Origin of the sequence: Flavobacterium sp. CYK-55 (genome assembly GCF_018413465.1) — a bacterium.
GTDB lineage: Bacteria > Bacteroidota > Bacteroidia > Flavobacteriales > Flavobacteriaceae > Flavobacterium.
Genome location: NZ_JAHCDK010000006.1, coordinates 101,526 through 124,026, shown reverse-complemented (window position 1 = coordinate 124,026; position 22,501 = coordinate 101,526). Strand labels below are relative to the sequence as shown.

Sequence of the window (22,501 nt, the reverse complement as noted above, 5' to 3'; positions counted from 1 at the left end):
TTGTTTTCAGGGAATTAGGCAGAATTTTGAGCTAAAAAATCAGGGCAAACGCTTGAGCTTAAGTCTTGAGTTTTAAAAACAAATTGGCTTTGATCCAGATACTCTAGAATCCATTTGATACAAGTCCCCTGGGTCAATGGCATTTTGGCGTTCAAGATGGCTCATCCCATGAGTGGCCACCGGGTTTTATCAAACAACCACAGCCCCATGCGTTTTAAAATCGTCTCATAGGTCTTACTAAGTTGCCTAAATTTTTAGAGATACCAAAGGCCGGCCCGAAATTATAATAGGTATTCACCAAATGGGCGGTACCGGCATCGTATTCAGATGAACTCCAATGGGTTTGGTTGATGTTGTCTCCAAAATTAACCAATCCGTTTAAGCTTGACATCATCAGGTATAATTCTCCTTTTGAGGGCAAAAACCAATCGTCCACTCCATTGATAGAATAGTTGCTGCAAACTCTGGCAGCGCAATTTGCATCACTGCAATATTGAATAATTCTGTTGGTGTTTTCAAGACCGGTACCTACTTCGGTTGAGGTTTGCATGATTGAGATGGTTGGGCAACCCCATTTCATCAAATTTGAACCATTGTAGGTGGCATCATTGGGTGCTATTTCTAAATACCTCCATCCGTTGCTGTAGCTTCCTTTGTCATACAGCACATAACCTCCTGAAACACCAATATAACCGCTTGTTTTAAAGGTAACCACATCGGTGCTGTAGTATACATTTGTAGTTGTATTATAACCAAACGAACGCACATAATAAGTGGTGTTCCTCGATAGGTTATTGACCGAAAACTGAAAATTACCTAAAGTGGTATTTGGGCTTTCCCAAAGAATTGAATTGTCAAGCGTAGGCGTAGCCGAGGTACTGATGCAAAACCCTTTGTGTGCAATGGTACTGTGAAGAGCAGGGTCATTGCTTAAAATAGAACCGCTGAATGTAGCTATTTCTGATTCAATGTCTTTTACCGGAGCCACCGTAAGTTCATAAACTTTTGGGGTATGAATGGTAATGTTGTTGCCGTATACGGTTTGGTTTGAACCCAGCGGATCTACAAAAGCCCTGATGTTAAATGTGCTTTCTAAAGGCAAAGTATAATAGTCAACAGTAGCAAAAAACGGCCCTTCGCCACTACCGTCAGTAGTGATATAGTTGTCGTCAATAACCGGATTCAAATTAAGACTCCAACAAAACCCCCTCCGCGAATAGCCGTCGCCCAAATGGGTAATTTCGCCGTTTAGTTTTACTCCGCCCACCATATAATCAGGCTCAAGAGTAACCACCGTAGATCTGTCCGGCTCCGGATCAGGCGGATTGGTTTGGTTGTCAGAACCTGAATCATTCGAACAAGAAAACAAGGCAAAAAAACCAAGCAAGAGGAGTATTTTTTTCATTTAATGACTGCTTTTGATGAACCACAAAAGTATCATTTTTAATTAGAAATCAATCCTTTGAATCAAATCGATCAATTGCTTTTTGAGTTCGGGGTTGATGATGCCATGCACCGCATCAAAGTTTTCAAAAAAACTCGGTAAAGAGAATGTTCCCAACACTTGCGCGCCTTGATACGGAAAGCGTTTGGCGGCAATATCCAAAACCGAAGCACCACCGCGTGCTCCCGGTGAAGTAGCCATAAGCAGCATGGGTTTTTCTTGAAAGGTTTTGTTGTTGATGCGCGAAGTCCAATCTAAGATGTTCTTAAATGCCGTTGCGTATGCGCCGTTGTGTTCGGCCAATGAAAGCACGATCAAATCAGCGCTGCCTATTTGGGCGTAAAAATCATGTGCCAAGTTGTGGATGCCGTTTTCTTTTTCTCGGTCAACCGAAAATAGGGGCATTTCAAAATCATTTAAATCTAAAACTTCTACTTGTGCGTTTTCAAACAAACCCGCCGCATAAACCGCCAATTGTTTGTTGATTGAGTTGCGGCTCGATGAGCCCGCCAAGGCTATAATTTTTTTCATTTGTTAGGTGTTTAACCAGTTTCCTAATATTTTTCTGAGCAAGGGCAATAACAGATATACCATAACCGGAACTAGAATTCCCGTCATAATCAAGGTGCGCAAGGCCAGAGGTAAGTCTTTAATTTGATTGCCGATCAAAAAGCTCAGCAGCGTAATGGCCGGATAAATGGCCATCCAGACCATGAGTGCGAACTTCCATTTTTTGGTTGGTTTCATGAATTCAAATAATAAGTCAGTGCACCTGAAGGGCATTTTTGAACGGTTTCAACAATTTGATCAGTGGTTGAGTTTTCGGGGTTAATCCAAGGCTTTTCACGGGGTTTAAAAACCTCCGGATTGTTGCGCACGCACTCGGCGGCATGTTGGCATAAGCCTGATTTCCAGACAATGGTTACCTGGCCGTTGCTGTATTCTTTGGTGATGTCTTTCGGATCCATAACTAAGGGGTTTGGGTGTTGATGACTATTTTATTTTCTAAGATTTTTGATACCGGACATTTTCCGGCTATGACCAGCAAGCGCTCTTTGATTTCATGGTCAAGTCCTTCAGGAAAAGTGATGATTCGCTCCATTTGCGTAATGAGTTCAGTTGCTGATTCTTGATGCATATTGAGTGAAACCGATAATTCAGGGATGTCCCAACCTTTGCGGTCAATATACATGCGCAGGGTTGAGAGCGTGCATCCGGCCAATGAAGCCAATAAAGTGCTGTACGGGTCAGGGCCCAAATCACCACCGCCTATGTTTTCGGGTTCATCCATGATGAGTTGGCCGTTGCGCCAATTAACGGTGCAAAGATATTTTTGTTGGCCAATGTGGGCGGTGAGGTTTTGTTCGAGTAAGTTGTTCATGTTTCTGATTTTTTTTAGACCTACAAGGTTTTAAAAACCTCGCAGGTCATTTTGAAAACCTCGCAGTTTGATAGCGCTGGTTGCAAGCTGTGTTACAATACGTCTCTAATTTCAGCAGTTTTATCAAAAACACTTTTGGCAAAAGGGCACAACGGAACTATTTTAATGTGGTTGTTGCGGGCAAAGTCTACCGCGGCCATCACCATCATTTTACCGTAACCCTTGCCGTTGTTGCCGGAGTTTACCTCGGTGTGGTCAATAATCATTTGTTGCTCGCCGGCCATCACAAAGGTCATGAGCGCCTGTTGTTGGCCGTTGGCCTCTATATAAAAATCACCTTTGTGGCCGTTGGTGTGCATGCCTACTGTTGCTTCCATATTTTCTGATTTTTATTGGTGCATCGGAACTTCCATGAGCAATACTTCGGCATCAGCAGTGGCTTCAAAAGTTGCTTTTTCAAAATCGGTAAGGCCCATGCCATCGCGTTTTTCGAGCTGTTCTCCATTGACTTTAACCGAGCCTTTGATCACAAACACATACAAACCGTTGCCTTCTAGTTTTCGGGTGTATTCTAGGGTAGTTCCGGCATCCATATTACTCATATGAAACCAAGCGTCTTGATGAATCCAAACACCCGCATCATCAGCATTGGGCGAAAGCACTTGCTGAAACTGATTGTGTCTGTCGGCAACATTCAACGTAATTTGCTCGTAGCGCGGTTCGACGTTTCTGTATTTCGGGAACACCCAAATTTGCAACAAATTGGTTCTTTGGTCGTGGTTGGGGTTAAACTCTGAGTGTTGAATTCCAGTGCCGGCGCTCATTACTTGTACATCGCCAAACTTGATCACTTCGGTATTGCCCATGCTGTCTTTGTGCGCCAGATCGCCTTCAAGCGGAATGGTAATGATTTCCATATTGTCGTGCGGATGCGTGCCAAAACCCATGCCCGGGGCAATGATGTCATCGTTTAAAACGCGCAAAACGCCAAACTGAACGCGGTTGGGGTCATAATATCCGGCAAAACTAAAGGTGTGGTGGGCGTTGAGCCAGCCATGATTGGCATGACCTCGGGTATCTGCTTTGTGTATAACGGTATGGTTCATATCAAAATAAATTTAAGAATTATTACCATACAAAGGTAGGTTCAAAGTTGGGTTCAAACACTTAATCTAGGTTAAGAACTTTTGCGGTCGGTGAGCTCAACGCGGTGTTCAATATCAAGAATCTCATAGATTTGTTTGAGGTGATATTTAACCGTGTTTTCTGAAATAAACAATTGTGCGGCAATCTCTTTATTGGTTTTGCCTTGCTGAATGAGTTTTGTGATTTCGTATTGACGCGGGGTTAAGCTAAAATCGTCCAAATTGAGATGAGCATTTCCTTTTTCGTCTTTGGCTTTGGTGAGCAATTCAATTTCATCGTGTATACGGGTGTTCTCTTTTTCAACCAACATTCGTTTATCGCGGTTGGTTACAAAAAGTTGTACCGAGATGATCAATAAAATAACCAATACCCCAATTAATCCAATCAAATACAGGGTTTTTTGTTGTTGCATTTTCTGGTCTAACGCATAGCGCTCTAACGCAATTTGCTTTTCAATCAATTTAACCTTGTTGTTGTTGCTGTTTACATCATAAATATGGCTGATCGAATCATACTTTAATTGGGTTTCAAACGCATTTTTATAGTCTTGGTTGTTTTTGTATTGGTTGGTCATAACCTCGTACAAATACATTTCATATTTAAGTATGTTGTATTGTCTGGCCAATGCCAAACCTTGAGCAAAGGCTTGGTCGCGCAAGTCATAGCGTTTTGTTTTGTTGTAGAGCTCAATCTTTTTGCCGTAAACATTGGGCAAGTTTCTGGGGCAATGCTCTTGAGCAATTTTTAAAGCGGTATTGAGTTTTTGTTCGGCTTGCGGGTATTTTTGGTCCAACATCAGCAAATATCCTTCTTGCATGATGATAAACACTTGGCTGTCATAACTCAAATATTGATAGTGAGCGCTGTCTAGTTGCTGCATTAATTTTGAAGCCTGATCGTATTGGTGTGTATCAAATAAAACAAAGGCTTTCTCGGCCAAGATGTTGTTTTGTACTTCATTTTTGCGGTTGCTTTTAAGACCTTCCTCGAGCGCCAAATTTAAGTTTTCCATGGCCTCGGGATAGTTAAAAAGACGTTTGTGGGTGTATGATTTTAAAAGATAAGCTTGGTATTTCTCATACGGGCTGAGGTTTTTTTGGGTCATAAAATCGGTAATCAGCCGAATTGATTTGTCAAAAGCCAAAGCATCATTATAGGCCGTTACTTTTTTAGAGAGGTTTTCTAGGCTGTTGGGTTGAGCCCATAAACAGGTTTGGCTCAGTATCCAAATAGCCATTAAAAAAAAACTTTTGAAACGCATTTGAGGAGGTTTGATTGACCTCAAAGATAAACAACAAAATCAATATGATGATCGCTGATTTTTAATGCGCTTAAAATCAAGGCTTCTCAAAAAGGACTACCCGTCAGGTAGTAATACAACTACCCGTTAACTACCCAGTTGTGGTGCGATTAATCTGCGGTGTTTTTTGAACTTTGCCCTGAGACATTTTAAATGAAATTCTTCCCGAAGAATTCAACCCAATCAAACAATCCTAACAAAGCTCCGACCGTTATTTTACGCGTCGGAGTTTTTGATTTTAAGCTTAATCACTTTGAGGTAGGCTTTGGCACAAGGAATCATATCTTGGTCTTGCGCTTGGTAAAATTCCAAAAACAGCAAGCTCATTTGGCTGGGTGCGTTGAGCTCTTTTGTAGTGAGTACCACGGCTTTGTGTTCTGAGCTTTTGGGGTTTAACGAAAACAATTGCACGTTACCTTCTTGTATCAATGCCGGGCCGAGTTGTTCAAAATCTAAACCCAAATCAATCAAACGCAAGCCTACGTGGGTAGCCCCTTCGGGTGCCTGAATTTGTTTGGGTTTAATGGCGTTGAGGGTATAAGTGGTTTGGCTTGCATTCCATTGGCCTGTGCCACCCCATAGCGCTGAAAACGCCATGGCCGAATCAAACTCAAAATTTTGTACCAACGCATGGGCCTGCGGGGTTTTAAGCCCTTCAAAAAATCTGAGTGCTCCCTTTGGGTTTTGTGTATCAAGTTGTGTGATTTGTTGAAACAAACCCAAAACGCGGCTGTGTACATAACTGACGCGCAGTTTGGGCAAGTAGCTCTTGAGCGCCTGTCTGAAATATTTGCCGCAAATAGAACTTTCTGTAAATGCTTGGTTGTGTTCACGCACACGGGCATACTTGGGGTCGGTCTTTAATTTTTTTGAATCAAACCCTCCGGTGCGGCGCACCACAATTTGCCCATTGAGCTCATAAAATGATAAACCCTCAAAGTGCCCCGTAATTTTTAAAATGCTCAGTGATTTTCCCATGATTTCCGGTGGTTTGGTTCCAGATTCGTTCCAGATTTATAGCAGTATATACCATAGATATGCCATAGTTGTGCTATGAATGTGCTATGAATCTGCCTCAAGCCTTTGTAAAAAACACACCTTAAAAGATGGATGCATCAGCTACAAATCAACCTAAAGATATGAATTTGTTTTGTTTGGCTGTGGCTTTTGTGCTATAAAACGCATAGCAAACTGCTTGAAGGGAGGGGTAAAAACAGTAAAGAAAGAATAGATAACTTGAAAAGAGTTGTTTTATTTGCGCAGCATTTTGGCCTTCATCTTGCTAAAAAACTCCGGCGTTACCCCAATATAAGAGGCAATTTGCTTTTGCGGTACTTTTTGAATCAGGCTCGGGTATTTTTGGCAGAACTTTTCATAGCGCTCTTCGGCACTCAGGCTTAAATTATCGATGAGCCTTTCTTGATGGGCCACGAGAGATTTTTCGGTGAGAATTCTAAAAAAGCGCTCGAGTTTCGGGATTTCACGATACAAAATTTCTTGTTGGCTTTTTTCAAGCAAAATCACTTGGGCTTCTTCAAGCACTTCGATAAATAAGTTACCGGGTTGGCCCGAGAGCAAACTGTACATATCTGATATCCACCAGCCTTCGCAGGCAAAACTCAGCACATGCTCAACAATATGATCGTTGATGTAAAAGCTTCTGAGCAAACCGCTGTTGACAAAATAGGTGTGTTTACATACCGTTCCTGCATGCTGAATGATGGTTTTGGCCTCAAACAACTGCGTTTGGGTATGGGCCAAAAACAAGTCTTGCTCAGCGCTTGTAAGGGCAACATGACGGGCGATATTTTCTAAAATTTGTGACAATTTTTTGGCATAAAAAAGCCTCTTTTCAGAGGCTGATATTTTTTAGGACAAGGCTTCTTTGATGCGTTTAAAAGCTTCAATGAGCAAGTCTTCGCTGGTGGCATACGATAATCTGATGCAATTGGGGTTGCCAAAAGCATCGCCGGTTACTGTGGCCACATTGGCCTCAGAGAGCAAATACATCGAGAAATCATCGGCATTGTTGATCAGGGTTCCGCGTAGGGTTTTTCCGAAGTAATAAGATACATCCGGAAACAAATAAAACGCACCTTCGGGAACGTTGGCTTTGAGGCCCGGAATTTCTTGTGCCAGTTTAGCCACCAAATCACGTCGGTTATAAAAGGCTTTGACCATATCTTTAAGTACTGCCGGATCAGCTTCAACGGCGGCAATCGTAGCTCTTTGGGCAATTGAGTTGGCACCGCTGGTGACCTGTCCTTGCATTTTGGTGCAGGCTTTGGCAATAAATTCAGGAGCGCCGATATAACCGATTCTCCAGCCGGTCATGGCAAAAGCCTTGGCTACACCGTTAACGGTAATGGTTCGGTCAAACATACCCGGAATCGAGGCAATGCTGCAAAAGGTTCCGGCAAAATTGATGTGCTCGTAGATTTCGTCTGAAACCACAAAAATATTCGGGTGTTTTTCAAGTACAGCAGCCAATGCAGTCAGCTCAGCTCGGTTGTATACCGAACCACTTGGGTTGCAGGGTGAACTGTACCAAATCATTTTGGTCGAAGGGGTAATGGCCGCCTCTAATTGGGCAGGGGTTATTTTAAAATCAGTTTCGATACTGGTGGGTACCTCTACCGGAATTCCCCCGGCCATTTTAATGATCTCATAATAACTCACCCAAAACGGAGCGGGTAAAATGACTTCATCACCCGGGTTGATCATTACTTGAGCAATGTTGTACAGCGATTGTTTGGCACCGGTTGATACAACAATATTGGCGGGTTGATAATCTAGGTTGTTGTCTCTTTTAAACTTTCGGCAAATGGCTTGTTTCAAGTCAAGATAGCCATCAACCGGGGTATAGGTGCTGTAGTTATCATCAATGGCTTTTTTGGCCGCCTCTTTGATAAAATCAGGGGTGTTAAAATCGGGTTCACCCAAACTCAAACTGATGATGTCTTTGCCTTGCGCCTTGAGTTCTCTGGCCAAAGCAGCCATCGCCAAAGTTTGTGAGGTAGATAATTCGTTGATTCTATCAGATAGTATATGATTCATGCGTGCTGATTTAGGCCAATTGAGGTTTTTGTCCGAGCGCTTTTAAATGTTTGTAATGCGAAATAATAGCACTGCGGGTAGTTTTGAATTCGTGGTAGGGCAGGTTGCATTCTTGGGCGGTTTGCTTGACAAATTCGGCAATTTTGTTGTAGTGTATGTGGCTGATGTGCGGATATAAATGATGCTCAATTTGATGATTAAGCCCGCCGGTAAACCAGTTCATGATTTTGTTTTTCGGGGCAAAATTGGCAGTGGTGTATAGTTGGTGAATGGCCCAAGTGTTTTGCATTTCACCATTATCACCCGGTACCGGATTGTCGGTTTCGTCTACCACATGCGCCAACTGAAAAATCACACTCAAGATGATACCCGCGGTGTAGTGCATCACAAAAAATCCGATGAGCACTTTCCACCATAAGATTCCTGCCATCATGGGCAATACAATCCAAATCAAGGCATAAATAATTTTGGTGATCACCAATACTGTCCAAAGTTGGGTGGTGCTTTGGGGTTGGCCATAGGATAAATTACGGGCTGTATAGCTGCGCATTTGTTTGAAATCAGTAGTCAGGGCCCAATTAAAGGTCAATAAACCATAGAGCAAAAACGAGTACAAATGCTGAAATCTGTGGTAGCCGTACCAATCGGCAGTGGGCGTAAAGCGAATGATGCGTCCGGCTTCTAAGTCTTCATCATGGCCGTGAATGTTGGTGTAGGTGTGGTGTAAAACGTTGTGTTGTACTTGCCAGTTGTATACGTTTCCGGCCAAAACATAAATGGTTCCGCCCATGATTTTGTTGACCCAACCTTTTGACGAATAAGCGCCGTGGTTTCCGTCGTGCATAACGTTCATGCCAATGCCGGCCATGCCTACGCCCATTAAAATGTTGAGCAATAGTTGCGCATAAAAAGGCATTTCAAATTTTAAAATGATAAAATACGGAACCAAAAAAACGGTAAACAGAACAATGGTTTTTAAGTGAATCTTCCAGTTGCCGGTTTTGGCGATGTTGTTTTCTTTGAAGTAGTTATTGACTCTTGAGTTGAGTGTTCTGAAGAATTTTAAATGGTCTTGCGTAGCAAACGTGGGTGCGGTATTCATAAGCTTTTGGTTAACGCGCAAATTTAGGTATTATTAATTTTTTTATAACCGCATTTTGACATAAATATTTCAACAGTAAAATGTTACTTTTGTTAAAAAAGAATATGCAGGAAATTCTTAGATATTTTCCGGATTTGACGCCACTTCAGATAGAGCAATTTCAGGCATTAGAGGCTTTATACAAAGATTGGAATGCCAAAATCAATGTAATATCGCGCAAAGATATTGACGAGTTGTATGTAAGACACGTTTTACACTCGTTGGGTATTGCCAAAGTACAAGCTTTTGTGCCCGGAACACAAGTAATGGATGTGGGCACAGGCGGCGGTTTTCCGGGGATACCCTTGGCTATTTTGTTTCCGGAAACCCAGTTTTATCTGATTGATGTGATTCAGAAAAAAATCAAAGTTGTGCAAGCCGTGGCCGATGCACTCGGTCTGAAAAACCTCAAAGCCGAGCAATTGCGCGCCGAAAATGCCCGAGGTGATTTTGATTTTATTGTGAGCCGTGCCGTGACCAACATGCCCGATTTTGTGCAGTGGGTTAAAGGCAAAACCAAGAAGGCCAACAAACATGACTTGCCCAACGGCATTCTTTACCTCAAAGGCGGCGATTTATCAGAAGAATTGGCTGATTTTCCGAAAGCCACAGAGTATCTGCTATCTGATTTTTTTCAAGAAGAATTTTTCGAGACCAAGAAAGTGGTGCATGTACCGCTTAAGTATAAACCCTAAAAAAAGCCGCTCTTGAGCGGCTTTTTGATTTAGTTTTTGATCATTTTCTGGGTTTGTGTGCCTGTGGCAGTTTGTATTTCAAGTAAGTACAGACCTTTTTCAAGTGATGATACATCAATGGTTTGGGCCGGTTTTTGAAGGCTTAAAACTGTTCTTCCGCGCATGTCTGTAAGCGAAATCTGATCAATGGCGTCATGGTTTAAACTCAAGAGGTCTTGCATCGGGTTTGGATAAGCCAAATGGTGTTTGGTCTCAAAAGTACTTTGGCCTAAAACACCGTCAAACTTTTCTAACACCGTGGTGGTTTCATCCACAATTCCTTGCAAAGGAACATTAACCACCGTTTGGGTGCTTCTGAATACAGGCGAGGCTGTACCGGCTTCATAGTAGGTATAAATGGTTTGAACGATGGTGCCTACATTCGGGAAGATACTGTAGTTGAGTGAAATATTCTGAACTGATTTTAAACGGGTTACCGTATGTGCGCTTGCAACACCATCAATGGTCAAGTTTAGTGTTCCATAGGCATCAACTATCGTGTTGATGCTTCCTGATAGGGTTCCGTTGTAGGTTCCGTACACATAATTTCCGGCCAAATTATCCGTATTGCTGTCGCCAAAATTCATCGGAAAAGTTCCTACGGTGGCATTGTTGGTTGAAAAGTTCATGGTAATAGTCGGATTGGTCAGTCCGGTAATAGAAACCTCACCATTGAGTTCTTTTGAAAACATATACGAATCACTAATGATCAAGCCCACCGTTGATGTGTTTTTGGTCACTTTTGTGGTGTTGGGATAAGTGCTTGACTGATTTGCGGTTGGGTTTTGGTTGACATCAACAGAAGAACCCATTTGTACCAAATCAGTAAAGTTCCAACTGGTGTTGGCCCCTGTGTTGGTTTGGTCTATTCCGGCTGCTGATTGCAGCATTTTATAGGTTGAGTTGTCTGTAGGGTAAAAAGATTCAATCGGACTTTGCGCCCAACACAGCGAACCGAAGCTTAAAAATAAGCCGAGTAATTTTGTTTTCATGGTTTAGGAATTAGCCCCCGAAATTAGTAATAATTCTGAAAATCAAAAACATAAAAAAGCCCGATGTTTGAAATCGGGCTTTTGAGTTGTTATTTGTGGTACTATTCGCCTAAAAACGGATAGCGATAATTATCAGGGGTTACAAAAGTTTCTTTGATGGTTCTTGGCGATACCCAACGCAACAAGTTCAAAGCCGAACCTGCTTTGTCATTGGTTCCTGAGGCTCTGGCCCCACCAAATGGCTGCATACCTACCACAGCACCGGTTGGTTTGTCATTGACATAGAAGTTTCCGGCGGCATTTTGTAAAGCTACGGTAGCCTCTTCAATGGCGTAACGATCTTGGCTAAACACAGCACCGGTAAGGGCGTATTCAGAAGTTTCATCAACGAGTTTGAGGGTGTTTTTCCAATCAGCGTCTTCGTATACATATACCGTTAGGACAGGTCCGAACAATTCGGTTTCCATGGTGGTATATTTTGGGTTGCTGGTTAAAATAACGGTGGGTTCTACAAAATAACCTTTTGATTTGTCATAGTTTCCACCAAAGATTACCTCGGCATCGGCATCTTTTTTAGCTTGGTCAATAAAGCCGGCTAATTTGTCAAACGAACCTTCGTGAATGACTGCCGTGATGAAGTTTGAGAAATCTTCAGGGCTACCCATTTTCATGGTGGCTAGTTCGCGGCCCATTTCTTCTTTAATGGCCGGCCACAATGATTTTGGGAAGTAAGCTCTTGAGGCCGCACTACATTTTTGTCCTTGAAATTCAAAAGCACCGCGCAACGTATTGGCCACTACTTGGCTCACGTTGGCCGACGGATGCGCCAACACAAAATCTTTACCGCCGGTTTCACCCACGATTCTTGGATAGGTTTTGTAGCTGTGGATGTTGCTGCCGATTTTTTTCCAGATTTCTTTAAACACAAAGGTTGACCCTGTATAATGAACACCGGCAAAATCAGGATGTGCCAAAACGGTATCGGTAATCATGACCGGATCGCCAAAAACAACGTTGATCACGCCATCAGGAACTCCGGCTTCTTTGAAGACATCAATGATGATTTTGGCCGAAAACACTTGGCTGTCGCTGGGTTTCCATACCACTGTGTTGCCCATCATAGCGGCACTGGCCGGAAGGTTGGCCGCAATAGCGGTAAAGTTAAAAGGCGTGATGGCATAGACAAAACCTTCGAGTGGGCGATATTCTAATCGGTTCCAAACCGCTGAATCTGACGATGGCTGATCAGCATAAATCTGCGTCATAAACGCAACGTTGTAGCGCAAAAAGTCAATGAGCTCACACGAAGCGTCAATTTCGGCTTGAAATATATTTTTAGATTGGGCAATCATCGTGGCTGCATTGATGCGCGCTCGGTAAGGTCCGGCGATGAGTTCGGCTGCTTTTAAGAAAATAGCTGCGCGTTGTTCCCATGCCATTTGCGACCATTTTTTGCGCGCCTCCAGAGCTGATGCAATGGCTTGGTCGATGTGTTTTTTCTCGGCTAAATGGTAGGTGCCCACTACGTGTTGGTGGTCGTGCGGCGGGGTCATGGTACGGGTGTTGCCCGTTTTGATTTGCTCGCTGCCAATATACATCGGAACATCGATGGTTTCGCTGTACATTTTTCGGTAAGCTGCCAAGACGGCTTCTTTTTCGGGCGAACCCGGTTTGTATGATTTGACCGGTTCATTGACCGCTTTGGGTACATTAAAAAATCCTTTAAGCATAGGTATATATTTTTAGAACTAAACTATTTATTGTGCCAATGGCTGCACAAAAGTACAAAGGTTTATTCAATAAACAGCATGGGTTTTTACGTGTGGTTTTGAAGCGCTACGGATGTTTCTGATAGCCCCGATGGCCGTGGAAAGCTCAGGCCGCAATGCGATTATTTTGGGCCGATGGGTGGGGCGACTGCCAGAAGCCCCAAGCACAGCGTTGCCCAAAAATGAGCGTTGCAACTGACTTGAACGAACAGCGGGATAAGCTTCTAAAAAAATTAATTCAACGCAAACGGAGCGCTGAGTTTAAAGGTAGGCACAATCACGCGAAAGTTGCGTGTTGAGGTAAAATTGATCATGTTGAAGTGTCCGCTCATGGCACCAAAGGGCGATGCGAGTAGACAGCCCGAGCTGTAGGTGTGCGATTCGCCGGGTTTGAGTACGGGTTTTTTGCCAATGACGCCTTCGCCATCTACAATTTCAATATCGTTAAGCGAGTCTAAAATTTCCCAGTGACGGGTGGTAAGCTGAACCGAGTCTTTGCTTTGGTTTTCAATGGTGATGTGGTAACTAAAGGCATAGTGAATTTTGTGGTTTTTGAAGTAGGTACCTTCAAAAGCCGTCAAAACTGATATTTTTATACCTCTGGTGATTTGCGTTACCATAGCAAGGCGGGTTATTGGTTGGTCAAATTTATGAAAAATAGAGTCTTAACCATTATTTTATAGTTAAATTTTCTAGTTGATGATGTTCTCTGAAGTCACAACGCTTTTTCCGATGACGCGGTCATAGCGCTGGGCATTTTCACGATAATAGACTAACGTAAAATAGTTGTTTTCGGTTTGATAAAAGTTGCCGTCTATGGCATTCTTGCCGTCAATTTTTAAATTTTTATCGGCCACCACATATTGATAACTCGTAAAACCTTGTTTGATCATGAGGGCTTTTTCAAAAACGCCTTTCTCGGCATTGTAATCCATTTTGTTTTCAGGCGAAAGCGCGTAATTGTTGAACATGCCATTGACATAGACATCTTTTTTCTCATAAAATGCGGGTGCTTCTAAAGTAAAGAAAACCCAAGCATAGTCGGCCTCAACCGCATTGTTCTCTGAGTTGAGGTTTTTGACAATGAAGTTGCCGTTGTAGTCGGGATTATAGCTATACGGAACATTGGCGCGAGCCGTATCGGTATACAAATATGCATTATAGATACCGCCTTGAGGAGAATCTATACGGCCTACATTGTTGGTGGCGGCACGGATGTCTTTGTTTTCAAAGTAACGGAATTCATTTCCGGCCCAAAACTGGGTCTCGGCGTCGTATTTGTAGATCAAATCATTGCCAATGGTATACATCGGTTTTACATTGGTGATGGCATTGTTGAATTGACCATTTTGCAGCAGCAATATTTTGACATTGGTTAGTGGGCTTTGAAAGTTAATGGTGCCGGACTTGATGGTAAAATCTAAATTGTGTTTGGTGTTGGATGTTTCAATGGTTCGGGCGCGCTTTACCTGACAGCCAACTGAAACGATGTTTTCATACAAAATGAATTTTCTTGAAAAAACTACTTCGCGGTCTTCATTCAAAATCTTGATCATGAAATTACCACTCACCAAAAAACGGGTGTTACGGTTGGGAAAGGCAATGCGATAGTGCGAATAAATTTGAAGGGTGTTGTATGAATTGGTGTATTCTTGAATGCGTTGGTTGTCAAAACCCTGTATGTATTCGTTGATGGATAGTTGTGAGGGTTTCCAATCGTAATCGCAATGAACAATTTGATAATAATAATTGGCCTCATTGCCAAACAAATCGTCAAACTGCAATTCAAAAGCATCGCCCAACTGAAAAAGCGGTACCATGTTTTGTCCGTTCTGAACAAAAGTGACCGTTTTGATGTTGTATGGGGGTGGAACTTCTTTTTCGGGTTGTGCCCAGCCAAAGCTGCTGGTTAAAATCAACGTCAAAAGCCAGAATAGAGATTTGTGCATAACGGTATATTTTCAGCAGCGTAAATATACTATTATATTGCTTGTAACGCGTTTAAAATTAACGTTTGTTGTATTATTTTTTATAGCAAACCGGAATAATCTCACCGGGCGCCAAACAATAGCGTTCTACTAAATCAGCCGAGAGTTTTTGGGTATAATCAACTTCTGAAACTTCAAAACCAATGCTGCGCAGTTGGTCAAAATAATCACGGCCATAAACGCGCACATGGTCGTATTGACCAAAAATCTCAGCGCGTTGTTTGGGGTCGGTAATGCTGTCGTCGGCAAAAGTAACCGCGCGGTTTACATCTTGCGGAATTTGAAAAATGCCCATGCCGCCGGGTTTCAACACGCGGTATAGCTCGCGCATGGCTTGGGCGTCATCAGGAATATGTTCTAAGACGTGGTTGCACAAAATCACATCATAGGTGTTGTCAGCAAAAGGCAAGTTGCAAATGTCAGCTTTGACATCGGCCAAAGGCGAAAGCAAATCAGTAGTAGTGTAGTCTAAATTTTTCTGATTTCGGAACAACTGATAAAAAGCTTGTTCGGGCGCAAAGTGCAATACTTTTTTGGGTGCTGTAAAAAAGTTGGTTTCGTTTTGTAGGTACAACCACAAAAGTCGGTGGCGTTCCAGCGATAAAGTACTCGGCGAAAGCACATTGTTGCGCTGTTTTCCGTAGCCGTACGGTAAAAAAGCTCTGAAACTCTTTCCGTCAATGGGGTCGGTAAACCGGTCACCGCGCAGCCACCACGCCAAAATAGGGCGAGCCACATAACTCAACCTGATGAGCAGCGGTCGCGGGATGGTGTTGAGAATCCACTTGAAGATTTTTTTCATTAGAGCACCAATGGGTTTTTTCTGAATTCGTCTTCTTCGTTGCTCTCAATGCCCAAAGCTTGGTAGATGTAGGCAAAGGTTGAAAGCAGTTCAGGTTTTCCGTTTACCAAAGCCACATTGTGTTCAAAATGCGCGCTCGGTTTTTTGTCGGCCGTAACAATCGTCCAACCGTCTTTGAGGTGTTTGATGTTTTTGGTGCCCATGTTGATCATTGGCTCAATGGCCACCACCATGCCTTCGACAAATTGTTTGCCGCGTCCGCGTTTGCCGTAGTTGGGCATTTCCGGAGCTTCGTGCATCTTGCGACCCAGACCGTGACCCACAAGTTCGCGCACTACGCCATAGCCATGGGCTTCGGTATATTTCTGAATGGCATTGCCTACGTCTTCAACGCGGTTGCCCGCTCTAAATTCGAGAATGCCTACATATAATGATTCTTTGGTTACTTGCAAAAGTTTGCGCGTAGCCGCATCGACCTCGCCAATTTCAAACGTATAGGCGTGGTCACCGTAAAATTCGTTTTTGAGCACCCCGCAATCTACCGATACTATATCGCCTTCTTCAATCGGGCGGTTGGTCGGAAGCCCGTGCACCACTTGCTCATTTACACTGGTGAGCAAGGTTGAAGGGCAACCATATAAGCCCAAAAATCCCGGTACTGCCTGATGGTCGCGAATAAATTCTTCGGCCCTTTTATCGAGTTGCAAAGTGGTGATTCCGGGTTTGATTTCGGTGGCAATCATGCCGAGTGTTTTAGAAACCAACAAGGCACTCTCGCGCATGAGTTCGATTTCTTCTAGGGTTTTGGGTATAATCATCTCAAAAAAATATGCGGCAAAATTAGCAAAAAATACGCGGTGGGCAAACGCCATGAGATTTGTCATATTTTGGTTGTAAACTGTCGTGTAATTTTGCTTAAAATTTTTAGGTATGAGTCAATATGTTACGGCTGCCGAGGCAGTCAAAGTAGTCAAATCGGGCGATCGCGTGTATTTGCAAGCGGCTGCGGCTGCTCCGACCCTTTTAGCCGATGCGCTTACGGAGCGTGCCGCCGAGTTGCGCAACGTTGAGGTTTGCCATTTGCACACCGAAGGCGAGGCGCGTTATGCCCACCCGGCACTGGCCGAGAGTTTCCATGTGAATTCATTTTTTATCGGAGCCAATGTGCGCCATACGCTCAAAGCCGGCAACGGTTCATATACCCCGGTTTTCTTGAGTGAATTGCCGCATTTGTTCCGCAAAAATGTGTTGCCCATTGATGTGGCTTTTATACATGTTTCACCGCCCGACCAACACGGCTATTGCTCGTTGGGTGTTTCGGTTGAAGCCACCGTAGCCGCTATTGAAAACGCCAAAACGGTGGTGGCGCAAGTCAATCCGCGTATGCCCAGAACCTTTGGCGACGGTATTTTACACGTTTCTGAAATTGACTATTTGGTTGAGGTTGATGTGCCTATTTTTAGCCATTCGGTAGAACCGTTTACGCCCGAAGAAGAAAAAATCGGAGGTTATATCGCCTCACTTATTGACGATAAAAGCACGCTGCAAATGGGCATTGGCTCTATTCCGAATGCGGCGCTCAGCAAACTCACCAACCACAAAGATTTGGGTTTGCATACCGAAATGTTTTCAGACGGTGTGATTGACCTCATTGAAAGCGACGTGATTAATTGTAACTACAAAGGCACGTTGCGCGGACGCGTATTGGCTACTTTTTTGGTCGGTTCGCAGCGATTGTATGATTTTGTTGACAACAATCCGTTTATTGAGCTCAAAGAGTCATCGATGGTTAATGACACCGCGCGCATCCGCAAAAACCCCAATATGGTGGCCATCAACTCAGCCATTGAAGTGGATGTGACCGGACAAGTATGTGCCGATTCTATTGGTGCGCGCATGTATTCAGGGGTGGGCGGTCAAATGGATTTTATCCGCGGAGCCTCACTGAGCAACGGCGGAAAAGCCATCATCGCTTTGCCATCGGTGACCAAAAAAGGCGAGAGCCGCATTGTGCCGTATCTCAAACAAGGGGCGGGTGTGGTCACCACGCGTTCGCATGTGCACTACATCATCACCGAACACGGCATTGCTGACTTATACGGAAAAACGCTCAAACAACGCGTGGCTGAGATGGTCAAAATCGCGCATCCGAACCACCAAGAAACCATTGATCGCGCTTATTCCGAAATGCTCGGTTGTTAGAAGTTTTTTTGGAAGCGAAACCCTATTTTTCATCGGAATCACCTGTCCCGCTGTGCGCTGTGTCTGGCGCTGTCGCACCAGGACGCCGCTGCCATCGGGGCTAATGGTTAAGTGCGCAACTTCTAGATTTTGTCGGGCTCAGCGATGATTTTAAACAACTCGGCTTGGGCGGCAAAATAACGGTTGTCAAGCGCAATTTCTGAGAGTTTTGCGCTCACCAAATTGTTCTCGCGCGTGTTGAGCAAAAAAACCGAGCTTTCGCCAAAGCCAAACAACCGCTCCTCTGATTGCAGCATCAACTGATGGTCGCGCACGAGTTCTGAAGTGAGTTTGCGCTGGGCAACCAACGAGTTGATTTCGGTTTGTTGCGCCTTGATTTTGTTGCTCAGTTTGAGGCGTTCCCAATCGAGTTCGTTTTGGGTGTCTTGCATTTTGATCTTGGCCAATTTCAGGCTGCCGCGTTCTTTGCGCAAGAAAATCGGAAACGAAAAATCAACACCTATTTTGTAGTTGTTCATCTCGGTGTTGTTCCAATAATTGGGCTCAGACAAATAGTGATAACCAAGGTTCGCTTTGGGCAATAGGCTGTTGGCTTTGAGTTTTCGATCAATATCCAACATGCTGATTTTGCTTTGCAAGGCTGTCATTTTCGGGTGTTGTTCTAGCGATAAACCCGCCGTCAATAATTCGTTGGTGTGCAGGGTTTCGGTAATGGTTTGACTCAAGTTTTCTTCGGGTTGCACATCGTCTTGCAATTCCATCGGAATATTGTTGTCGAGCCACAAAAAGTTAGAAAGCTCCAAGCGCGCTTTGGTTTGTTTGAGTTGGGCATCGGTCAAACTCAGTTGTCGGTTGCGCACCACTATGCCCGCTTCAATACTGTCAATGGCGGGTTTGTCCCCGTTTTTGATCAGGCTGCGAATACCGTCAAACCTCAGTTGCGCATTCTTGAGATAATCAGCATACAAGCGCGTTTCATCATAGGTTCGTTTCCAGTTGAAATAAGCCAAAGCCGCTTCGTGTAAAACGTTGACCGCTTCTAATTTTTGTTCGGCTTTGCTCAGGTTGAGTTGTATTTTGGCCTTGCGCACATCGGCCATGCGCTGGTTGATCCACAAACCTTGCCCGAGCGGAACCGTCACACCCAAAGAGGTCAAACCTTGGTTGGGTAAAGTGTTTTGAGGGTTCACATACATACCTTCGGAGTTGTCAAATCCGGCTTTGACTTCGATACCATACCAAGTCGGGATTTTAAAACTGCTGTTGAGCAGTGAGTAGTATTCTTTTCCGGCAAATTGTTTTTTGTTGAAATCTACTTCAATTTTCGGGTCAAAAGCACCGCGCGCTGATAGGAGTTGGGCTTGGGCTTCGCTCAGGTTTAAATCGGCGCTTTTTACACGCGGGTGAAACTTTTTGACATAGCCCAAATATTCGGTTAAGCTCAGTTGCTCGGGTTGTGGCAACTGGCTCCACATGGGCCAAGCGAGCAATATAAGCAGTAGTTTTTTCATGGTTTTGAGCGCGTTTATTTTTTGGCCTCTGTTTTTGAAGTTGATTTGGGCTGATAGTAATTGGGCGGAAAACCATTGAGCGTTCGCCAGATTTCAAACCACACCGGAACATTATTGAGCAAAGCCAACATCTGCACACCTGAACCAATGCTGATTTGTTGGGGCCAAGCTTGTTCGGCTTTATCCGGAGCAATGAGGATTCTGAATTTTCCGTTCGGGCTGATGAATTTATCCACCGCTACGATGCGTCCGCCAAAGGTTCCGTACGACATATTGGGCCAACCCGAAAACACAATGGTGGGCCAACCGTCAAACCAAACACGTACTTTTTCACCTTTGTGAATCAAAGGCAAATCAGTAGGGCTTACATAGGTTTCAACTGCGATGTCGTACTCAGCCGGAGTAATGCTCACGAGCTCGGTGCCTTCTTTAATGGTCTCGCCGATGCCTGATTTGAGCGCGCGGTTTACATAGCCGTTTTGCGGAGCGGTGATGTAATACAAACCGTTTCTGATTTTATAATTGGTGTATTGGTTTTTGAGTTTGTTGACTTGCGCTTCGGTATCGTATTGGCTGCTCAATGCTGTGTATTGATCGCTACGAGATTTAGAGGCTTTTTCGGCATACTCGGCGCCAATGCGATTGACTTCAACCCGCGCGTTGATGAGCTCGTTTTTACTGGCCAAGAGCTTGTTTTCTTGGGTGATTATTTTGGCCTCGACTTCTTGTAATTTGAGGCGTTTTTCTTCAACATCGGTGAGTGGTTTTAAACCTTCTTTGTTGAGCGTAACCGAGCGATTGAACTGCGTGTTGGCAATTTTGAGTTGTGTTTTTACGGCTTCTAGATCCATGCTGTCGCTTTTGACTTTGAGCCAACTTTGACGGATTTTATTTTGGGCTTGCTCTTCTTTGAGTTTGCGCTCAGTTTGAATGGCCGCGAGTTGGGCTTCGAGGGTTTTTACTTTTCCGCCATAAGAAGTGGCCGCATTTGATTTGGCCTCGAGTTGACTTTTGGTATTGTCTACCAAATTCGGATCAAAATAATCTTCTTTGATCTCGCTGATGTATAAAATGGTGTCGCCTTTTTTGACAAAATCGCCTTCTTGAACATACCATTTTTCAATGCGCCCCGCAATGGCGTTGTGCACGGTTTGCGGACGTTGATCAGGTTTGAGTGTCGTAACGGCACCCGCACCTGAAATGTTTTGGGTCCAAGGCAAAAACAAAATGACCAAGCCCAGGGCAGAAACCCAAAGAATAATTCGGTTGAGTATTTTATAGTGTGGCCGATTGCTCAGGTTTTTGACCGTGCTGAACTGATCGATGTTTTCAGTAATCGGGTTGTTTTTAGATAAGTTGAGCATGGGGTTTATTTTATAATATCGTGAATGATTTTTCCGTCGGATATATGAATAACCCGTTGGCATTTTTGTTTCCAGAGCGGATTTTTTGATGTAACCATCAGTGTCCAAGGATTTTCGGGCTGGGTGAGAAAGTCAATGATTTTTTCGGCAGAAGCATCGTCCATTTTATCAACCGGATCTTCATAAAACAAAATTTTAGGATGATTGACAATGCTGCGTGCCAAGAGGATTTTCTGTGCGTTTGAAGACGAAAGTTGTCGGCCTTCAGGGTGAATTTGTGTATCTAAACCTTCGGGTAAGGATTTGATGAATGGGCCTAAACCAACCTGATCAATGGCCCATTTTACTTGTTCATGTGATACATGCGGATGATTGAAGGTGATGTTTTCAAAAATAGTTCCTTCAAACGGAAGTTCATGATTCATGACGGTTCCGATATGACTTCGGTACTGAGTAACATCAACTTTTCGGTAGGTGTCGTCATTGATTGAAAACGAACCCGAAGTAGGTTGTATAAGTCCGGATAAGATGCGAATAAGCGTTGATTTGCCAGAGCCGTTTTGCCCGTCAAGATATATTTTTTCGCCGGGATTAATTTTTAAATCGATGCCAGATAAAACATAATTTGTACTATCGGGAAATTTGTAACTCAGGTGGTCGGTTTCGAGCATGATGTTGGTGTAGCAATAATCTGCCGGTTTGTTCGGGTCTTTCTCAGTATCTAAATCGACAATTTGACCAATTTTTTCAACCGAAGTCAAAACGTCGTAAAAAGTTTCCAGCCCAAGGATGACTTTCTCGACCGAGTTAATGACCAATAAAATAATGATTTCGGCAGCCACAAACTGACCAATATTCATTTCTTGACTCAAGACCAAATAACCGCCAATGAGCAGCAAGCATGCAGTAATGAGTACTTTAAAACAGATGAGTTGAATGTATTGACGCTGTACGATGCGAAAGTGTTTTTCGCGGTAACCCAAGTATTCTTGAACCAAGAGATTGTTTTTTTGAAGCGCGAATTCAAAGTTTTCTCTACGTCTGAAACTCATGTTGTTGCGGGCAATTTCTTGCAACCAACTGACCACTTTGTATTTGTATTTTGATTCTTTTAGACTGGTGTTCAAGCCCGATTGATAAGAAAATTTAAAAATAGAATACAGCAGCAACAAAAGGATGAGTCCGAACAGAATAAAAAACGGATGATAGAGCGACAACAGCAAAATACCAAAGATGATTTGCAGCAAAGCCGATGAAAAGTCAATCAAGAGTTTGGAAGTTCCTTTTTGAATGGTGAGCGTGTCAAAAAAGCGATTGGCCAGTTCAGGCGGATATTGATTATATAAAGCTTCAAATTTAATTTTGGGCAATCGGTAGCTAAATTCAAATGATGAGCGCACGAATATTTTTTGCTGAAGATTTTCAGTAATTCGCAACTGCATGATTGATAAAATGCCTCCTAAAGCTACACCGATTACTACAATTACGACGAGTAAAATCCAAGAAGCGCTTACACGTCCGGATTGGATCAAATTGATGATGGCTTGAATTCCGAGCGGTAATGAAAGACTGATCAGTCCGGCAAATATGGCGTAAAAGACAATTTGCACAATGTCTTTTCGGTCAAGTTTTAAAAGATTGGTTAAGCGTTGCAGCGGAGTGTATTTCAT

The 22,501-nt window shown here is 43.5% G+C and carries 23 protein-coding genes; 2 read left to right on the top strand and 21 right to left on the bottom strand.

Features of this window, described 5'->3' with window-relative positions:
• Positions 1–214 precede the first annotated feature (214 nt).
• The 12 genes from KIH23_RS08600 to KIH23_RS08545 form a co-directional block, all read right to left on the bottom strand.
• On the bottom strand, positions 215–1,405 hold the full coding sequence (locus KIH23_RS08600; RefSeq protein ID WP_213213071.1) for a hypothetical protein: 1,191 nt from the start codon (positions 1,403–1,405) through the stop codon (positions 215–217).
• A gap of 42 nt (positions 1,406–1,447) precedes the next feature.
• Entirely contained in the window at positions 1,448–1,975 is a 528-nt protein-coding gene (locus tag KIH23_RS08595; RefSeq protein ID WP_213213070.1) for an NADPH-dependent FMN reductase, read from the bottom strand.
• A 3-nt stretch (positions 1,976–1,978) separates the two neighbouring features.
• Positions 1,979–2,191 (bottom strand): hypothetical protein, encoded by a 213-nt coding sequence (locus tag KIH23_RS08590; RefSeq protein ID WP_213213069.1) that lies wholly within the window; start codon positions 2,189–2,191, stop codon positions 1,979–1,981.
• Positions 2,188–2,412: a (4Fe-4S)-binding protein gene (locus KIH23_RS08585; RefSeq protein WP_213213068.1), complete on the bottom strand. Its 225-nt coding sequence runs from the start codon at positions 2,410–2,412 to the stop codon at positions 2,188–2,190. The genes KIH23_RS08590 and KIH23_RS08585 overlap by 4 nt, the downstream gene beginning before the upstream one ends.
• Before the next feature lie 2 nt (positions 2,413–2,414).
• Positions 2,415–2,825 (bottom strand): OsmC family protein, encoded by a 411-nt coding sequence (locus KIH23_RS08580; protein ID WP_213213067.1) that lies wholly within the window; start codon positions 2,823–2,825, stop codon positions 2,415–2,417.
• A gap of 92 nt (positions 2,826–2,917) precedes the next feature.
• Positions 2,918–3,202 (bottom strand): GNAT family N-acetyltransferase, encoded by a 285-nt coding sequence (locus KIH23_RS08575; protein WP_249684861.1) that lies wholly within the window; start codon positions 3,200–3,202, stop codon positions 2,918–2,920.
• Between the two features lie 12 nt (positions 3,203–3,214).
• On the bottom strand, positions 3,215–3,931 hold the full coding sequence (locus tag KIH23_RS08570; RefSeq protein ID WP_213213066.1) for a pirin family protein: 717 nt from the start codon (positions 3,929–3,931) through the stop codon (positions 3,215–3,217).
• A gap of 71 nt (positions 3,932–4,002) precedes the next feature.
• Positions 4,003–5,208 (bottom strand): helix-turn-helix domain-containing protein, encoded by a 1,206-nt coding sequence (locus KIH23_RS08565; RefSeq protein WP_213213065.1) that lies wholly within the window; start codon positions 5,206–5,208, stop codon positions 4,003–4,005.
• A 279-nt stretch (positions 5,209–5,487) separates the two neighbouring features.
• Positions 5,488–6,249 carry a hypothetical protein gene (locus KIH23_RS08560; protein WP_213213064.1) on the bottom strand — a complete coding sequence of 254 codons (762 nt, stop codon included), beginning with the start codon at positions 6,247–6,249 and terminating at the stop codon, positions 5,488–5,490.
• Positions 6,250–6,522: 273 nt separating this feature from the next.
• Positions 6,523–7,098 (bottom strand): Crp/Fnr family transcriptional regulator, encoded by a 576-nt coding sequence (locus KIH23_RS08555; protein WP_213213063.1) that lies wholly within the window; start codon positions 7,096–7,098, stop codon positions 6,523–6,525.
• Positions 7,099–7,140: 42 nt separating this feature from the next.
• Positions 7,141–8,328: a pyridoxal phosphate-dependent aminotransferase gene (locus tag KIH23_RS08550; protein ID WP_213213062.1), complete on the bottom strand. Its 1,188-nt coding sequence runs from the start codon at positions 8,326–8,328 to the stop codon at positions 7,141–7,143.
• A gap of 10 nt (positions 8,329–8,338) precedes the next feature.
• Complete coding sequence (locus KIH23_RS08545) at positions 8,339–9,430, bottom strand: fatty acid desaturase family protein (RefSeq protein ID WP_213213061.1); 1,092 nt, start codon at positions 9,428–9,430, stop codon at positions 8,339–8,341.
• Positions 9,431–9,534: 104 nt separating this feature from the next.
• Between KIH23_RS08545 and rsmG the strand changes: the two genes are divergently transcribed.
• Positions 9,535–10,164, top strand: coding sequence for a 16S rRNA (guanine(527)-N(7))-methyltransferase RsmG (gene rsmG, locus KIH23_RS08540; RefSeq protein ID WP_213213060.1), 630 nt, complete (start codon positions 9,535–9,537; stop codon positions 10,162–10,164).
• Positions 10,165–10,193: 29 nt separating this feature from the next.
• On the opposite strand, the gene KIH23_RS08535 is transcribed toward rsmG, so the two are convergent.
• The 6 genes from KIH23_RS08535 to map form a co-directional block, all read right to left on the bottom strand.
• On the bottom strand, positions 10,194–11,195 hold the full coding sequence (locus tag KIH23_RS08535) for a T9SS type A sorting domain-containing protein (RefSeq protein ID WP_213213059.1): 1,002 nt from the start codon (positions 11,193–11,195) through the stop codon (positions 10,194–10,196).
• Positions 11,196–11,296: 101 nt separating this feature from the next.
• A complete protein-coding gene (gene pruA, locus KIH23_RS08530) occupies positions 11,297–12,925 on the bottom strand; it encodes an L-glutamate gamma-semialdehyde dehydrogenase (RefSeq protein WP_213213058.1) in 1,629 nt (542 codons plus the stop codon).
• A 272-nt stretch (positions 12,926–13,197) separates the two neighbouring features.
• Complete coding sequence (gene apaG / locus KIH23_RS08525; RefSeq protein WP_213213057.1) at positions 13,198–13,584, bottom strand: Co2+/Mg2+ efflux protein ApaG; 387 nt, start codon at positions 13,582–13,584, stop codon at positions 13,198–13,200.
• Between the two features lie 72 nt (positions 13,585–13,656).
• The gene (locus KIH23_RS08520; RefSeq protein WP_213213056.1) at positions 13,657–14,913 is read right to left on the bottom strand and encodes a DUF5103 domain-containing protein; all 1,257 of its coding nucleotides are present in this window, start codon (positions 14,911–14,913) and stop codon (positions 13,657–13,659) included.
• A 73-nt stretch (positions 14,914–14,986) separates the two neighbouring features.
• Positions 14,987–15,754 carry a class I SAM-dependent methyltransferase gene (locus KIH23_RS08515; protein ID WP_213213054.1) on the bottom strand — a complete coding sequence of 256 codons (768 nt, stop codon included), beginning with the start codon at positions 15,752–15,754 and terminating at the stop codon, positions 14,987–14,989.
• Positions 15,754–16,572 (bottom strand): type I methionyl aminopeptidase, encoded by an 819-nt coding sequence (map, locus tag KIH23_RS08510; RefSeq protein WP_213213108.1) that lies wholly within the window; start codon positions 16,570–16,572, stop codon positions 15,754–15,756. The genes KIH23_RS08515 and map overlap by 1 nt, the downstream gene beginning before the upstream one ends.
• A gap of 112 nt (positions 16,573–16,684) precedes the next feature.
• On the opposite strand from map, the gene KIH23_RS08505 reads away from it, so the two are divergent.
• Positions 16,685–17,956 (top strand): acetyl-CoA hydrolase/transferase family protein, encoded by a 1,272-nt coding sequence (locus tag KIH23_RS08505; RefSeq protein ID WP_213213052.1) that lies wholly within the window; start codon positions 16,685–16,687, stop codon positions 17,954–17,956.
• Between the two features lie 122 nt (positions 17,957–18,078).
• Here KIH23_RS08505 and KIH23_RS08500 read toward each other — a convergent pair whose 3' ends face one another.
• The 3 genes from KIH23_RS08500 to KIH23_RS08490 are packed head-to-tail and all read right to left on the bottom strand — an operon-like array spanning position 18,079 to position 22,501.
• Positions 18,079–19,467, bottom strand: coding sequence for a TolC family protein (locus KIH23_RS08500; RefSeq protein WP_213213050.1), 1,389 nt, complete (start codon positions 19,465–19,467; stop codon positions 18,079–18,081).
• 14 nt (positions 19,468–19,481) lie between these two features.
• Complete coding sequence (locus tag KIH23_RS08495) at positions 19,482–20,831, bottom strand: HlyD family secretion protein (protein ID WP_213213048.1); 1,350 nt, start codon at positions 20,829–20,831, stop codon at positions 19,482–19,484.
• 5 nt (positions 20,832–20,836) lie between these two features.
• Positions 20,837–22,501: a peptidase domain-containing ABC transporter gene (locus tag KIH23_RS08490; protein WP_213213045.1), complete on the bottom strand. Its 1,665-nt coding sequence runs from the start codon at positions 22,499–22,501 to the stop codon at positions 20,837–20,839.